The 14,751-nt window shown below is 71.9% G+C and carries 13 protein-coding genes; all 13 read left to right on the forward strand.

Going from position 1 to position 14,751, the window contains the following annotated elements:
* The first annotated feature begins 8 nt into the window (after positions 1–8).
* The 13 genes from LQK89_RS06565 to LQK89_RS06625 all read left to right on the forward strand — a co-directional run bounded on the left by LQK89_RS06565 (position 9) and on the right by LQK89_RS06625 (position 14,750).
* Positions 9–1,637: a Mur ligase family protein gene (locus tag LQK89_RS06565; protein WP_231050538.1), complete on the forward strand. Its 1,629-nt coding sequence runs from the start codon at positions 9–11 to the stop codon at positions 1,635–1,637.
* Positions 1,634–3,112, forward strand: coding sequence for a UDP-N-acetylmuramoyl-tripeptide--D-alanyl-D-alanine ligase (locus LQK89_RS06570; protein WP_231050539.1), 1,479 nt, complete (start codon positions 1,634–1,636; stop codon positions 3,110–3,112). Before LQK89_RS06565 ends, LQK89_RS06570 begins: the two co-directional genes overlap by 4 nt.
* Positions 3,109–4,212, forward strand: a complete 1,104-nt coding sequence (gene mraY, locus LQK89_RS06575) for a phospho-N-acetylmuramoyl-pentapeptide-transferase (RefSeq protein WP_058742388.1) — start codon at positions 3,109–3,111, stop codon at positions 4,210–4,212. The genes LQK89_RS06570 and mraY overlap by 4 nt, the downstream gene beginning before the upstream one ends.
* Positions 4,202–5,728: a UDP-N-acetylmuramoyl-L-alanine--D-glutamate ligase gene (gene murD, locus LQK89_RS06580; RefSeq protein ID WP_231050540.1), complete on the forward strand. Its 1,527-nt coding sequence runs from the start codon at positions 4,202–4,204 to the stop codon at positions 5,726–5,728. The genes mraY and murD overlap by 11 nt, the downstream gene beginning before the upstream one ends.
* Positions 5,697–6,995: a putative lipid II flippase FtsW gene (gene ftsW, locus LQK89_RS06585; protein WP_442874061.1), complete on the forward strand. Its 1,299-nt coding sequence runs from the start codon at positions 5,697–5,699 to the stop codon at positions 6,993–6,995. Before murD ends, ftsW begins: the two co-directional genes overlap by 32 nt.
* Positions 6,992–8,095 carry an undecaprenyldiphospho-muramoylpentapeptide beta-N-acetylglucosaminyltransferase gene (gene murG, locus LQK89_RS06590; protein WP_114850869.1) on the forward strand — a complete coding sequence of 368 codons (1,104 nt, stop codon included), beginning with the start codon at positions 6,992–6,994 and terminating at the stop codon, positions 8,093–8,095. The genes ftsW and murG overlap by 4 nt, the downstream gene beginning before the upstream one ends.
* Complete coding sequence (murC, locus tag LQK89_RS06595) at positions 8,092–9,516, forward strand: UDP-N-acetylmuramate--L-alanine ligase (protein WP_231050541.1); 1,425 nt, start codon at positions 8,092–8,094, stop codon at positions 9,514–9,516. The genes murG and murC overlap by 4 nt, the downstream gene beginning before the upstream one ends.
* A complete protein-coding gene (locus LQK89_RS06600; RefSeq protein WP_231050542.1) occupies positions 9,513–10,823 on the forward strand; it encodes an FtsQ-type POTRA domain-containing protein in 1,311 nt (436 codons plus the stop codon). The genes murC and LQK89_RS06600 overlap by 4 nt, the downstream gene beginning before the upstream one ends.
* Before the next feature lie 181 nt (positions 10,824–11,004).
* On the forward strand, positions 11,005–12,165 hold the full coding sequence (ftsZ, locus tag LQK89_RS06605; RefSeq protein WP_144801493.1) for a cell division protein FtsZ: 1,161 nt from the start codon (positions 11,005–11,007) through the stop codon (positions 12,163–12,165).
* Between the two features lie 7 nt (positions 12,166–12,172).
* The gene (locus LQK89_RS06610) at positions 12,173–12,898 is read left to right on the forward strand and encodes a YggS family pyridoxal phosphate-dependent enzyme (RefSeq protein ID WP_231050543.1); all 726 of its coding nucleotides are present in this window, start codon (positions 12,173–12,175) and stop codon (positions 12,896–12,898) included.
* A gap of 42 nt (positions 12,899–12,940) precedes the next feature.
* Complete coding sequence (locus LQK89_RS06615; RefSeq protein ID WP_231050544.1) at positions 12,941–13,504, forward strand: cell division protein SepF; 564 nt, start codon at positions 12,941–12,943, stop codon at positions 13,502–13,504.
* Positions 13,505–13,575: 71 nt separating this feature from the next.
* The gene (locus tag LQK89_RS06620; RefSeq protein ID WP_058743346.1) at positions 13,576–13,872 is read left to right on the forward strand and encodes a YggT family protein; all 297 of its coding nucleotides are present in this window, start codon (positions 13,576–13,578) and stop codon (positions 13,870–13,872) included.
* Between the two features lie 185 nt (positions 13,873–14,057).
* On the forward strand, positions 14,058–14,750 hold the full coding sequence (locus tag LQK89_RS06625) for a DivIVA domain-containing protein (RefSeq protein WP_058743347.1): 693 nt from the start codon (positions 14,058–14,060) through the stop codon (positions 14,748–14,750).
* Position 14,751: the final 1 nt, after the last annotated feature.

The following is a 14,751-nucleotide window of genomic DNA, read 5'->3' on the forward strand; positions in this document are numbered from 1 at the left end:
AGGAGCACTTGTCCGCACGGATCCCCCCGGTCCTCCGACCCGAACACCCGACCCCGAGGAGCGTGGCCGAGCTCGCGAACGCGTTCGGCATGCGCGTCGTGGGGACGGTCGACGCCGTCGAGACGACGGGTGTCACCCTGAGCGCCGCCGAGGTGCAGCCGGGTGACCTGTTCGTCGGCGTGCACGGAGCGAACCGGCACGGTGCGCAGTTCGCCGCCGAGGCCGCCGAGCGTGGCGCGGTGGCCGTCCTGACCGACGCCGACGGCGCCGCCCTGGCAGAGCCCTCCGGGCTGCCGGTGCTCGTGGTCGAGGACCCGCGAGCGGCCCTCGGCGACGTCTCGGCGTGGGTCTACCGCACCCGCCCGGACGAGGCCACCGACCTGCCGCAGCTCTTCGCGACGACCGGCACGAACGGCAAGACGAGCACGTCCTACATCCTCGAGGGCATCCTCAAGCAGCTCGGCCTGGTCTCCGGTCTGAGCTCGACCGCGGAGCGCCACATCGGCTCGCTCAGCGTCACGAGCCGGCTGACCACGCCGGAGGCCAGCGAGATGCACGCCCTGCTCGCCCGTATGCGCGAGTCCGAGGTGCGCGCCGTGGCCGTCGAGGTCAGCGCCCAGGCCCTCAGCCGGCACCGCGTCGACGGCATCGTCTTCGACGTGGCCGGCTTCACGAACCTGTCGCACGACCACCTCGACGACTACGCCGACATGGAGGAGTACTACCAGGCGAAGCTCCCGCTGTTCCAGCCCGAGCACGCCCGTCGCGGCGTCGTCTCGCTGGACACGGACTGGGGCCACCGTGTGGTGCAGGACTCCCGCATCCCGGTGACGACCATCACGGTGCACCCCGACGTCGAGGCCGAGTGGCACGTCGACGTCACCGCCGCACACGCGGCCTACACCGAGTTCCGCCTGACCGGTCCCGAGGGCCGCGAGCTCACCACGCGTGTGCCGCTCATCGGGTGGCACATGGCGGCGAACGCGGCGCTCGCGATCGTCATGCTCGTCGAGGGCGGCTTCGAGCTCGGCGCGATCGCCCAGGCGCTCGAGTCCGGGCACCGCCGCTACCCGGACGAGACCGAGGACGGCCCTCGCGTCAGCGCGATCGAGTGCTACCTGCCCGGTCGCACCGAGCGGGTGTCCGGGCCGCACGGCCCGAGCGTCTACGTCGACTTCGGTCACTCCGCCGACGCATTCGAGAACACCCTCGCCGCCGTCCGGCAGTTCACGCCCGGCCGCGTCCTGATGCTGTTCGGCGCCGACGGTGACCGTGACACGACGAAGCGCGGCGACATGGCGCGCGTCGCCGCCGCGGGGAGCGACATCCTCGTGATCACCGACCACCACCCGCGCTTCGAGGACGCCGCGAGCATCCGGAAGACGCTGGTCGACGCGGCGCGCGAGGCGTTCCCCGACCACGAGCTCCACGAGGTCAGCCCGCCCGAGGCGGCGATCCGCACGGCCGTCGGCCTGGTCGGCGAGGGCGACTCGATCCTGTGGGCCGGTCCCGGTCACCAGGACTACCGCGACATCCAGGGCGTCCGCACGCCCTACTCGGCCCGCGACGAAGCGCGTCAGGCGCTCCGCGAGGCCGGATGGGAGCCGAACAGCGGCCCGGCGGAGGAGATCCGATGATCGCCGTGACCCTCGCCGAGATCGCTGCCGCGATCGGCGGCGAGCTCGTCAGCGGTGCCCCGGAGCAGGTCGTCGACGGGTCCGTGCAGACGGACTCGCGGCTCGTCGGCCCCGGCAGCGTGTTCTTCGCCCTGCTCGGCGAGGAGACCGACGGCCACCGCTTCGTCCCGGCCGCCGCCGAGGCCGGTGCGGCGCTCGTCGTCACCGAGCGCGTGGTCGACCTGCCCGAGGGCTCCGCCACCGCGCAGGTCGTCGTGTCCGACGGGTACGCCGCCCTCGCCGCGCTCGCGCACGAGGTCGTCGCCCGCGTCCGGGCATCGACCGCGGACCGCGTCGACGCCGACGGACGCCCGGCACCGCTGCGCGTCGTCGGCATCACCGGGTCGAACGGCAAGACGAGCACGAAGAACATGCTCCGCACGATCCTCGCCACCCAGGGCGAGACCGTGGCGCCGCAGGGCTCGTTCAACAACCACGTCGGCGCCCCGATCTCGATGCTCGGGATCACCCACGACACCCGGTTCCTGGTCGTCGAGATGGGCGCGAGCGGCAAGGGCCACATCGCCAAGCTCGTCTCGATCGCCGAGCCGGACGTCGGCGTCGTCCTCAAGGTCGGACTCGCGCACGCCGGCGAGTTCGGCGGGATCGAGGCCACGCAGCGCGCGAAGTCGGAGATGGTCACCGACCTCCCCGCGACCGCAACGGCCCTGCTGAACGTCGACGACGACCGCGTCGCGTCGATGCGCGGTCTCACGGCCGCCCACGTCGTCGGGTTCGGCACGTCGGAGACGGCCGACTACCGCATCACCGGCATCGAGACCGACCGCAGCGGCACCCGCTTCACCCTCACCGCGCCTCCCGTCGACGGTGGCGACAACCCGCCCGCAGGGACGGAGCAGGCCGACGTCCGGCTCGCCATCCTGGGTGAGCACCACGCGATGAACGCGTCCGCCGCGCTCACGGTCGCCCACCTGTGGGGCGTTCCGCTCGCGGACGGCGCCGCGGCGCTCGCGTCGATGACGCGCGCCGAGCGCTGGCGCATGGAGCTCCTGCAGGGCGGCCCCGAGGGCGTCACCGTGATCAACGACGCGTACAACGCGTCGCCGGACTCGACCGCCGCGGCGCTGCGCACCCTCGCGCAGGTCGTCCGACCGGGGGAGCGGTCCGTCGCCGTGCTCGGCGAGATGGCCGAGCTCGGGGAGTTCTCGACGGAGGAGCACGACCGCATCGGCCGGCTCGTCGTCCGTCTCGGCATCGGACAGCTCGTGGTCGTCGGCCGCGGTGCGATGGCCATCCACCAGGCCGCCACCCTCGAGGGATCGTGGGACGGCGAGTCCGTGTTCATCGAGGACGTCGACGACGCCGTCCACACCCTGCAGGAGATGGTCCGCCCCGGCGACGTCGTCCTCGTCAAGTCCTCGAAGTCCGCCGAACTGCGATTCCTCGGCGACCGCCTCGGAGGTGTCCCCGAATGATCGCACTCCTGATCGCCGGCGCCGTCGCGCTGGTGTTCACACTGCTGACCACGCCGCTCTTCATCAAGCTGTTCCACCGCCTCGGCTGGGGACAGTTCATCCGCGACGACGGTCCGCAGTCGCACCACACCAAGCGCGGCACGGCGACCATGGGCGGCATCGTCCTCATCATCGGCGCGGTGCTCGGGTACTTCGTCGGACACCTCGTCGGCCGTGACTCGGTGACGCTGTCCGGCCTCCTCGTGCTGTTCCTCATGGTCGGACTCGGCTTCGTCGGCTTCATCGACGACTTCCTCAAGGTCCGGCGGCAGCGGAGCCTCGGGCTCGGCGGCTGGGCGAAGGTCCTCGGGCAGGTGATCGTCGGCGTCGTGTTCGCGACGATCGCGCTCGTGGTGCCGACCGGCAACGGCAAGCCTCCGGCGTCGACGATGATCTCGGCGATCCGGGACGTGCCGTGGCTCGACTTCATGGCACTCGGCACCGTGATCGGCACCGTGCTGTTCCTCGCGTGGATCGTGCTGCTCACGGTCTCCACGTCGAACGGCGTGAACGTGGCGGACGGCCTCGACGGCCTGGCGACCGGTTCGAGCATCCTCGCGATCGGCTCGTACGTCATCATCGGCTTCTGGCAGTCGAACCAGATCTGCGGTGGTGTCCGGCTCGACGCCTCGACGGAGCACGCCTGCTACAGCACCTCGGACCCGCTCGACCTCGCGGTCGTCGCGGCCGCCGTGTGCGGTGGGCTGATCGGCTTCCTCTGGTACAACACGTCGCCCGCGCAGATCTTCCTCGGCGACACCGGCTCGCTCGGCCTCGGCGGTGCCCTGGCCGGTCTCGCGATCCTCAGCCGTACCGAGCTCCTGCTGATCCTGATCGGTGGCCTGTTCTTCATCGTCACCGGGTCGGTCATCCTGCAGCGCGCGTACTTCAAGATCACCCACGGCAAGCGGATCTTCCGGATGAGTCCGCTGCACCACCACTTCGAGTTGAAGGGGTGGGCCGAGGTGACCGTCGTCGTCCGGTTCTGGATCATCGCGGGGCTCTGCGTCGCGGCCGGGGTCGGGCTCTTCTACCTGGAGTGGATCGCGCGTGTCGGCTGAACGCCTGGACGGACTCGACAGCTGGTACGCCGAGGGCTGGAAGGGGCTGCGGGTCGCCGTCCTCGGCCTCGGCGCCACCGGGTTCTCGGTCGCCGACACCCTCGTCGAGCTCGGCAGCGCCGTCACGGTGTACGCGCCGGACGGCCCCGCCGACACGGTCGAGCTGCTCGACGTGATCGGCGCCGGGTTCGAACGCACCGCGCTCGACACCGTGCCCGCAGCGCTCGAGCAGCAGGCACCGGACCTGGTCGTCGTCTCGCCCGGTCTGCCGCCGCACAACGCCTCCGTCCGCTGGGCCGTCGAGCACAGCACCGTCTGGGGCGACGTCGAGCTCGCCTGGCGCGTGCGCGACAAGGTCGTCCGCGGACCGATCGCGGCGCCGTGGGTGACCATCACCGGCACGAACGGCAAGACCACCACCACGCAGCTGACGACGGCGATGTTCGCCGCGGCCGGGCTCCGGGCGGTCGCCTGCGGGAACATCGGCGTGCCGGTGCTCGACGTGGTCCGCGACCCCGAGGGCTTCGACGTGCTCGTGGTCGAGCTGTCGAGCCACCAGCTGCACTACATGCCGACCACCGGCGACGGCGCCGTCGTCCCGCTCGCCAGCGCGTGCCTGAACATCGCCGACGACCACCTCGAGTGGCACGGCTCGGCCGAGGCCTACCGCGCCGCCAAGGCCAAGGTGTACGAGCGCTCGGTGATGGCATGCGTCTACAACACCTCCGACGACGCCACGCGGCGCATGGTCGAGGGCGCCGACGTCGTCGAGGGCTGCCGCGCCGTCGGCTTCACCCCGGGGGTCCCGGCGCCCGGCGACGTCGGGATCGTCGACGACGTGCTCTGCGACCGCGCCTTCACCGAGGACCGGCGGAACAGCGCGCTCGAGCTCGCGACCCTGGCCGACCTCGAGCAGGCCGGGCTGGCGAGCCCGCACATGACGATGAACGTCCTGGCCGCGGCGGCCCTCACCCGCGCCGCCTCGGTCGAGCCCGCGCACATCCGGGCCGCCGTGCAGGGCTTCCGTGCCGACCACCACCGCACCGAGCACGTGGCGACCGCCGACGGCGTCACGTGGGTGGACGACTCGAAGGCCACGAACCCGCACGCGGCGACGGCCTCGCTGGCGTCGTTCGACACCGTGGTGTGGATCGTCGGCGGCCTGTTCAAGGGCGTCGACGTCGACGGGCTCGTCGAGCGCTTCGGTCCCGGTGTGCGCGCGGTCGTCGTGATCGGCACCGACCGGACGCCCGTGCTCGAGGCATTCGCGCGACACGCGCCCGGGGTCCCGGTCCTCCAGGTCGAGGCGACGGACACTGAGCAGGTCATGCCCGAGGCGGTCCGGCATGCCGCCTCGGTCGCACGACCGGGCGACACGGTCCTCCTCGCCCCGGCCGCCGCGTCGTTCGACCAGTTCGGGTCGTACGCGGACCGGGGGCAACGATTCGCGGCGGCGGTCCACGAGCACCTGGGAGGCACAGCCGATGGCGACCACGGATCTCCCGAGCAGCCGTAGCGGGCGTCCCGGCAGCAGCGCTGGACGCGGCGCGAGCGGGACTGCTCCCCGCCGTCCGCACGGCGCGGTCATCGCGGTGAAGAACGTCTTCGTCGCCGAGTCGAGCACGTTCTACACGATCCTCGGCGTCACGCTGTTCCTCGTCGTGTTCGGCGTCGTGATGGTGCTGTCGTCCTCGAGCGTCGAGCAGTACGCCAAGACGCACGACTTCTTCGGCGCCGCGTCCCGCCAGGGTCTCTACGCCGTCCTCGGTGTGCCGCTCATGCTCGTCGCGAGCCGCATCCCGGCGCGGGTCTGGCGGAAGTGGGCGATGCGCTTCTTCGGCGCGGCCCTCGCGCTGCAGCTGCTCGTCTACACACCGCTCGGCATCGAGGTGCAGGGCAACCGGAACTGGGTCGGGTTCGGCTCCTTCACGGCGCAGCCGTCCGAGGCGATCAAGCTCGCCCTCGCGCTCGGCATCGGCGCCATCATGTACGTCAAGCGCGACAAGCTCGACGACTGGAAGGAGATCTTCGTCCCGGTCGGCATCGCCACGGTGCTGCCGCTCGGCATGGTGCTCCTCGGCGGCGACCAGGGCACGGCGATGATCATGCTCATCCTCGTGCTCGGCGCGCTGTACATCGGCGGTGCCCGGGCGCGGCACCTGCTCGTGATCCTCGGATCGATCGCGGTCGTGCTCCCGTTCGTCACGATGTCCTCGGCGTCCCGCCAGGTCCGCATCAGTGCGTGGCTGTCCGGGTGCACCGACTCGAACCAGTACCAGGACCTCTGCTGGCAGCCCGTCCACGGCATGTGGGCGCTCGCGTCCGGCGGCGTGTTCGGCGTCGGGCTCGGCAACTCCAAGGCGAAGTGGTCGTGGCTGCCCGAGGCGGACAACGACTACATCTTCGCGATCATCGGCGAGGAGCTCGGGCTCGTCGGCGCCGTCGTCGTGCTGGCGCTGTTCATCGTCCTCGCGGTGAGCATGATCAAGGTGATCCGGCAGTCGGACGACCCGTTCGTCAAGACCGTGACCGGCGCGATCATGGCCTGGATCATCGGGCAGGCGCTCGTCAACATCGCCGTCGTGCTCGGGCTGCTGCCGGTTCTGGGGGTGCCCCTCCCACTCATCTCCGCCGGTGGGTCCGCGCTCATCATGACGCTCATCGCCATCGGCGTCGTGCTGTCCTTCGCGCGCGACCTCCCCGGCCGCCGCACCGACACCGGCCTCGACCCGAGGACCTTCGGCGCGGGCGGCACCGCACCACAGAACGGACGGCTCCGGTGAGCACCTACCTCTTCGCCGGCGGCGGGACCGCCGGGCACGTGAACCCGCTGCTCGCGGTCGCCGACCGGCTGACCGAGCGTGACCCGGACGCCCGCGTCCTCGTCCTCGGCACGGCGGAGGGCCTCGAGGCCCGGCTCGTCCCGATGCGCGGTTACGAGCTGCTGACGATCCCGCGCCTGCCGTTCCCGCGGAAGCTGAACGGCGCCGCACTCCGGTTCCCCGGCCGCTTCCTGGCCGCCGTCCGTCGGACCGAGCAGCTCATCCGCGAGCACGACGTCGAGGTCGTCCTCGGCGTCGGGGGCTACGCGGCCGCGCCGGCGTACATCGCCGCGAAGCGTACCGGCACCCCGATCGTCGTGCACGAGCAGAACGCCAAGCCCGGGCTCGCGAACCGGCTCGCGGCGTTCCTGACGAAGCACGTCGGCCTGACCTTCTCGAACACCCGACTCCGGCACGGCCGCGTGGTGGGCATGCCGCTCCGCCGCGAGATCGAGACGCTCGACCGCCGGGTGTCCCGTGCCGAGGGCCTCGCCGAGTTCGGGCTCGACCCGGACCGCCCGGTGCTGCTCGTGACCGGCGGGTCCTCGGGCGCACGCAGCATCAACCGCACCGTGAACCGCGCGGCGGCGACGATCGTCGGCGCCGGGTGGCAGGTGCTGCACGTCGTCGGTGGCAAGTCGGACATCGGCCCGAGCGACCTCGACGGCTACCACGTGCTGCCGTACTGCGACCGGATGGACCTGGCGTACGCGGCGTCCGACTTCGTGGTGTCCCGCTCGGGCGCCGGCATGGTGTGCGAGCTCACGGCCGTCGGGCTGCCGAGCGTCCTGGTGCCCTACCCGGTCGGCAACGGCGAGCAGCGGCACAACGCCAAGGACGTCGTCGACGCCGGGGGAGCGGTGCTCGTGGCGGACGGGGAATTCGACGAGCAGTGGGTGACGTTCCACCTGCTCGGCATCCTGCAGGACCGCGCCCGGATCGCGGACATGGCCGTCCGGGCCGGCAGCGTCGGACACCGCGACGGCGCCGACCGGATGACCGAGCTCGTCCGCGACGCGGCTGCAGCCCCGAGCACGACCAGCACCACGGAGGAACGATGACCATCAAGCCGGACCTGACCCAGCCGATCCCGGACGACCTCGGCACGGTCCACTTCGTCGGCATCGGCGGCTCCGGCATGAGCGGCATCGCCCGCATGTTCCTCGCCGCGGGGCACCGCGTGACCGGCAGCGACTCCCGCGAGACCGCGACCACGGCCACGATGCGCGACCTCGGCGCCGAGGTGCACGTCGGCCACGACGCGGCGAACGTCGGCGCGGCGGACACGATCGTCGTGACCAGCGCCCTCTGGCCGGACAACCCCGAGCTGCTCGAGGCGCAGCGCCGTGGTCTGCCGGTCCTGCACCGGTCCCAGGCCCTCGCCGCGCTCATCGCCGAGCACCGCCTCGTCGCGGTCGCCGGCGCCCACGGCAAGACCACGTCGACGGGCATGATCGTCACTGCGATGGTCGAGCTCGGCCTGGACCCGAGCTTCGTCAACGGCGGGGTCATCCAGTCGCTCGGCACCAGCTCCGCCCCGGGCAGCAGCGACCTGTTCGTGGTCGAGGCCGACGAGTCCGACGGCTCCTTCCTGCTCTACGACGTCGCGGTCGCGCTGATCACGAACGTCGACGCGGACCACCTCGACCACTACGGCAGCGAGGAGGCGTTCATCGACGCGTTCGTCGAGTTCGCCGGCAAGGCGAGCGAGCGCATCGTCGTGTCGAGCGACGACGCCGGGGCGCAGCGCGTCACCGCAGGGGTCCGTGCACGCGAGCACGCGCCCGAGATCGTCACCTTCGGCGAGGCCGCCGACGCCGACGTCCGGATCGACCGCATCGTCGAAGCCGCGAGCGTCGAGGTCGACTTCACCGCGGGCGGTGCGTCGCACCACCTGACGCTGCGCGTCCCGGGCCGCCACAACGCGGTGAACGCGGTCGGCGCCTTCGCCGTGCTCACGGGACTCGGCGTCGAGCCGGCGGATGCGATCCGGGGCATCGAGGCGTTCGGCGGGACCGAGCGCCGTTTCGAGCTGCACGGCGTCGAGCGCGGCGTGTCGGTCTACGACGACTACGCGCACCACCCGACCGAGGTCGCGGCCGCCCTCCGCGCGGCCCGCAACGTGGTCGGCGACGGCCGGATCATCGCGATCCACCAGCCGCACCTGTACTCGCGCACCCGGCTGATGGCCGGCGACTTCGCGAAGGTCTACGAGGAGCTCGCCGACCACACGGTGGTGCTCGACGTCTACGGTGCGCGCGAGGACCCGGAGCCCGGCGTCACCGGCGCCCTGGTCCAGGAGCGCTTCGCGGACCAGTCACGCGTCGAGTTCCTGCCGGACTGGGACGAGGCCTCGGCCCGCGCGGCCGCCGTCGCGCGCGACGGCGACATCATCATGACCCTGAGCTGCGGCGACGTGTACCGCATCATCCCGCAGGTGCTCGGCGCCCTGCGCCAGGACGAGGACACCCCGGCGCGATGAAGCGGCCGGAGGGCTTCGACGACCGACCGGACGAGCCGGCCGGTCCGGCCGAGGGCGCGTCGGCTCCCCGGCAGCGTCGTGGTCCCAGGCAGCGCCCTGTTCCTTGGTCGGCGCGCCGTCCGTCCCGTCCGGTCGCCGACGCGGGTGCTCCGGACGACGGCCTGGAGGCACGCCCCGCGGCCGACGCGCCCCTGACGGACGACGAGACGGCCGGTCCCGCCGACGACCGCACGGCCGACCGCACGGCCGCACCCTCCAACCGGGAGCGCGCGGGTGCGCTCGCGGGTGCCGCCGGACGGCGGCTCGGCGCCGGCTTCTCGTCGGTGGCCGAGCAGCTCCGCGGCTACTCACCGGACGAGGAGCACCCGAGCGCGTCGCGTCGGACCGCCGAGCGCGACCACGTCGCGACCGTGACCGACGTGCTCGACGTGCACCGTGCCTCCCGGTCGACCGACCCGGAGGCGGACGGCCACGACACCCGGGACGACCACGGCGACGCGCCCATCGGTACCGGTGTCCGCGCTGCGGAGACCGCGCGTGAGGCGCGCGTCGCGAAGCGGCGCCGGCGCTTGCTCGAGCGGGCCGAGGTCCGACGGTTCACCCGTCGCGCCCGCCACCGCCGAGCGGCCTGGATCACCGCGGGCGTGGTGGTCGTGGTCTTCGGCGCGTCGCTCCTGGTGGCGGTCTACTCGCCGCTCATGGCGCTGCAGACCATCGAGGTCAAGGGCACGAACCGGGTCGACGACGCCGCGCTCCGGCAGGCGCTGTCCGACCAGGTCGGCACCCCGCTGGCGCGACTCGACTTCGACGAGGTGAAGCGCGACATCGCGAGCTTCCCGCTCATCGAGAGCTACGTGACGGAAGAGGTGCCGCCGCACACGCTCGTCGTCACCGTCACCGAGCGGACGCCGGTCGTCGCGGTGCAGTCCGGCGACGCGTTCGACCTCGTGGACCCCGCGGGCATCGTCGTGCAGTCCTCGCCCTCGCGTCCGGACGGCATGCCGCTCGCCGACGTCGCCCGTGCGAAGCTCGGCTCGCCGGTGTTCCGGACGATGACCGAGGTCGTCCTCGCGCTGCCGTCGACCGTGCGGGCGCAGGTCACCGACGTCGCCGCCTCGACCGCCGACGACGTGACGCTCACGCTGCAGGGCGGGTCGACGGTGGTGTGGGGGAGTCCCGAGGACTCGAGCGCCAAGGCGGCCCTGCTCGCCGCGCTCGTCAAGGACCACGAGGCCCGCAGCCCCGGCTCGGTCGTCGAGTACGACGTGTCGGCGCCGGACAACGGCATCGTCCGCGCGAAGTCCTGACCGCGGGGCCGGGCGGTGCGTCGGTCGACCGGCGATGTCGAGGCGGAATCGCGCGACACGCGGCGTGGCGGGGCGACAGTGCGCGGAGCGCACCCGTAGCGTCGTCGGGAGCACCACATCTACCAGCATTGCCCCTGAACTTCAAGTAGAGGTTGAGGGTTCAACCGGAGGCCCGACTGACGTGACCACGAACCACAACTACCTCGCCGTCATCAAGGTCGTCGGTGTCGGCGGCGGCGGCGTGAACGCCGTGAACCGCATGATCGAGCTCGGCCTCCGCGGCGTCGAGTTCATCGCGATCAACACCGACGCACAGGCACTGCTGCTGAGCGACGCCGACGTCAAGCTCGACGTGGGCCGCGAGATCACCCGTGGTCTCGGCGCGGGCGCGGACCCCGAGGTCGGCCGTCGCGCCGCCGAGGACCACGCCGAGGAGATCGAGGAGGCCCTCGCGGGCGCCGACATGGTCTTCGTCACCGCGGGCGAGGGCGGCGGCACCGGCACGGGTGGTGCGCCCGTCGTCGCGCGCATCGCGAAGTCGATCGGAGCGCTCACCATCGGCGTCGTCACGAAGCCGTTCAGCTTCGAGGGCAAGCGCCGCCAGTCCCAGGCCGAGAACGGCGTCGCGGGCCTCAAGGACGAGGTCGACACCCTCATCGTCGTGCCGAACGACCGCCTGCTCGAGATCTCCGACCGCGGCATCTCGATGGTCGAGGCGTTCGCGACCGCCGACCAGGTGCTCCTCGCCGGCGTGCAGGGCATCACGGACCTCATCACGACCCCGGGTCTGATCAACCTCGACTTCGCCGACGTCAAGAGCGTCATGCAGGGTGCCGGCTCGGCGCTCATGGGGATCGGCTCGTCCCGCGGGGCGGACCGGGCGATCAAGGCGGCCGAGCTCGCCGTGGCGTCCCCGCTGCTCGAGGCCTCGATCGACGGTGCGCACGGCGTGCTGCTCTCGATCCAGGGCGGCTCGAACCTCGGCATCTTCGAGATCAACGACGCCGCGCGCCTGGTGCAGGAGGCGGTCCACCCCGAGGCGAACATCATCTTCGGTGCGGTCATCGACGACACCCTCGGCGACGAGGTCCGCGTGACGGTCATCGCCGCCGGGTTCGACGGTGGCGAGCCGAGCGCGCAGCAGAAGGAGCGTCGCTCGAGCTGGGTCGACCCGGAGTCGGGCGCCGCGTCGTCCGCCGCAGGTGCGACCGGTTCGGTGGAGGACACCGCGACCACGAGCCCGTCCTGGGCGTCGCAGCAGCACGAGGCCCCCGCGCAGCGCGCTGCCGATCCGGCCTTCGACGGCGACGACGAGCTCGACGTCCCCGACTTCCTGAAGTAAGCCGTCCTTGGCAGCCGACACGCGCCTCCCGTCCGCCTCGTCACCCGACGACGGACCGGAGGCGCGTCTCGCGTCCGTCCGGTCCGGGATCGCGGACGCGGCCCGCGCCGCCGGTCGGAGCGTCGACGAGCTGACGCTCGTCGTCGTGACGAAGTACCACCCGGCGTCGCTCGTCCGCGAGCTCGCCGCCCTCGGCGTCACGGACGTGGGGGAGAACCGGCACCAGGAGGCGCAGGCCAAGGCCGCCGAGCTGGCCGACCTCGACCTGACCTGGCACTTCGTCGGGCAGCTCCAGTCGAAGAAGGCCCGCCAGGTACGCCGGTACGCCGACGTGGTGCAGTCGCTCGACCGTGACTCCGTGGTGGACGCCTTCGCGCCGACGGAGGCCGAGCCGGACCCGCGGGTGATCGACGGCTTCGTGCAGGTCAACCTCACCGACGACCCCGGTCGTGGTGGGGTGCAGCCGGACGACGTCGAGGCGATGGTGACCCGCGTGCTCGACACCGGGACCATCCGACTGCGCGGCGTGATGGCCGTCGCACCGCTCGGCGAGGAGCCCCGACGGGCCTTCGCCCGGCTCCGCACGATCTCGGAGCGCGTGGTCTCGCTCGCGCCCGACGCGACGGACGTGTCCGCCGGCATGAGCGGCGACTACGCCGACGCGATCGCCGAGGGCGCGACACACCTCCGGATCGGGACCGCAATCACGGGAAACCGGCCCACCGCGCCCTAGCCTCGTCCCAGGGCATCCACGAGCAAGAACTCCGGAGGAACCATGGCCAACCCGCTCAAGAAGACGATGGTCTACCTCGGCCTCGCCGACGAGGAAATGTACGAGGACGAGCAGCAGCCGGCGCCCGCCCAGGCGCGCCAGCAGGCCGCTCCGGCCCCCACCGCGGTCCCCGCCGCCGCTCCCGTGCAGGAGGCGCCCGTCGCAGCCGCCCCCGCTGCGGCGCCCGCGGAGCCCAAGCCGCACACCCACCAGCGCGGCGCGCAGGTCACCCCGCTCCGGCGCGCGCACACGACCGCACAGAAGGCGACCCCGGTCCAGGAAATGAACGAGATCCTCACCGTCCACCCGCGCGAGTACAAGGACGCCCAGTCCATCGCCGAGAGCTTCCGCGACGGCATCCCCGTCATCATCAACCTCTCGCAGATGACCGAGTCCGACGCCCGTCGCATGATCGACTTCGCCTCGGGGCTGTCGCTCGGGCTGTACGGCAAGATCGAGCGCGTCACCAACAAGGTCTTCCTGCTGTCGCCGGCGCACGTCGCGGTGAGCGGTGAGCCCGCTGAGGTAGAGTCCGACATCGAGGCGTCCTTCTTCGCCCAGTCCTGAGCCGGACCCCGGCCCAGTAGCCCCGTGCGGTGATCGCCTGAGCACCGCACCCGAGCCGAGCGAGCCCCACCGTGTCACTGGTCTTCGGGATCCTGTCCTTCGCCCTCCTGCTCTACTTCTTCGTGATGTGGGGTCGGTTCGCGTTCGACATCGTCCAGGCCTACAACCGCAGCTGGCGCCCCCGTGGCGCGATGCTCGTGGTCGCCGACGTCGTCTACACGCTGACGGACCCGCCGATCCGGTTCGTCCGCCGGCTGCTCCCGCCGCTGCGGATGGGACCCGTCGCGCTCGACTTCGGCTGGACCATCGTGATGCTCGTCGTGATCATCCTCCGGGTGATCGTCGGCGGACTCGCTCGCTCCTTCTGATCCACCACCCGCACACGAATCGCGCCACGCCCGCCCAGAGGTCACGGTCGGACACGCGCGTCGGTGTACGGTGGTCGGGATCGATGCCCGCCCCGGCGGGCCTCCGCACCACACGGCACGACTGGTAGGTTCGGTCGTGACGCAAGTGGTTCCACACGTTCAGCAGTTCTATTGAGGTGACGGCAATGGCTTTGACGCCGGAAGACGTAGTCAACAAGCGGTTCCAGCCGACGAAGTTCCGCGAGGGCTACGACCAGGACGAGGTCGACGACTTCCTGGACGAGGTCGTCGTCGAACTCCGCCGCCTGACGGCCGAGAACGACGAGCTCCGCCAGCGCCTGCAGGCCGCCGAGTCGGCGCCGAAGCTCGAGAAGACCGAGCAGCCGGAGCCGGCCGCCGCTCCCGAGCCCGAGCCCACCCCGGCTCCCGTCGCCGCCGCCCCGGAGCCCGCTCCGGTCGCCGCAGCAGCGCCGGCCGCCTCGACGGTCCCCGCCGACGAGGACACCGAGGGCACCACGAACCTCCTCACGCTCGCTCGTCGTCTGCACGAGGAGCACGTGCGCGAGGGCATCGAGAAGCGCGACGCGCTCATCGCCGAGGGCACCGCGCAGGCCGCCCGCCTGGTCTCCGAGGCCGAGGCGAAGCAGCGCCAGATCATCGCCGACACCGAGAACACGAACCGCCAGCGGGTCGCCGTGCTCGAGCAGGAGCAGCGTCAGCTCGAGGGCAAGATCGACGAGCTCCGCACGTTCGAGCGCGACTACCGTGCGCAGCTCAAGAGCTACATCCAGTCCCAGCTGTCCGAGCTGGACGGGTCGGGCTCGGAGCAGTCCGGTCTCACCCCAGCGCCGGCCTCGGCGCAGGGCTTCGGCAACTGAC

This window comes from Curtobacterium sp. C1 (assembly GCF_021049325.1).
Classification (GTDB): domain Bacteria; phylum Actinomycetota; class Actinomycetes; order Actinomycetales; family Microbacteriaceae; genus Curtobacterium; species Curtobacterium citreum.

Excerpts from the sequence above, each read along its gene's own strand:
- LQK89_RS06600 (WP_231050542.1), top strand. The coding sequence starts at position 9,513 with ATGAAGCGGCCGGAGGGCTTCGACGACCGACCGGACGAGCCGGCCGGT.
- LQK89_RS06625 (WP_058743347.1), top strand. The coding sequence starts at position 14,058 with ATGGCTTTGACGCCGGAAGACGTAGTCAACAAGCGGTTCCAGCCGACG.
- mraY (WP_058742388.1), top strand. The coding sequence starts at position 3,109 with ATGATCGCACTCCTGATCGCCGGCGCCGTCGCGCTGGTGTTCACACTG.
- LQK89_RS06570 (WP_231050539.1), top strand. The coding sequence starts at position 1,634 with ATGATCGCCGTGACCCTCGCCGAGATCGCTGCCGCGATCGGCGGCGAG.
- murC (WP_231050541.1), top strand. The coding sequence starts at position 8,092 with ATGACCATCAAGCCGGACCTGACCCAGCCGATCCCGGACGACCTCGGC.
- LQK89_RS06615 (WP_231050544.1), top strand. The coding sequence starts at position 12,941 with ATGGCCAACCCGCTCAAGAAGACGATGGTCTACCTCGGCCTCGCCGAC.
- ftsW (WP_442874061.1), top strand. The coding sequence starts at position 5,697 with ATGGCGACCACGGATCTCCCGAGCAGCCGTAGCGGGCGTCCCGGCAGC.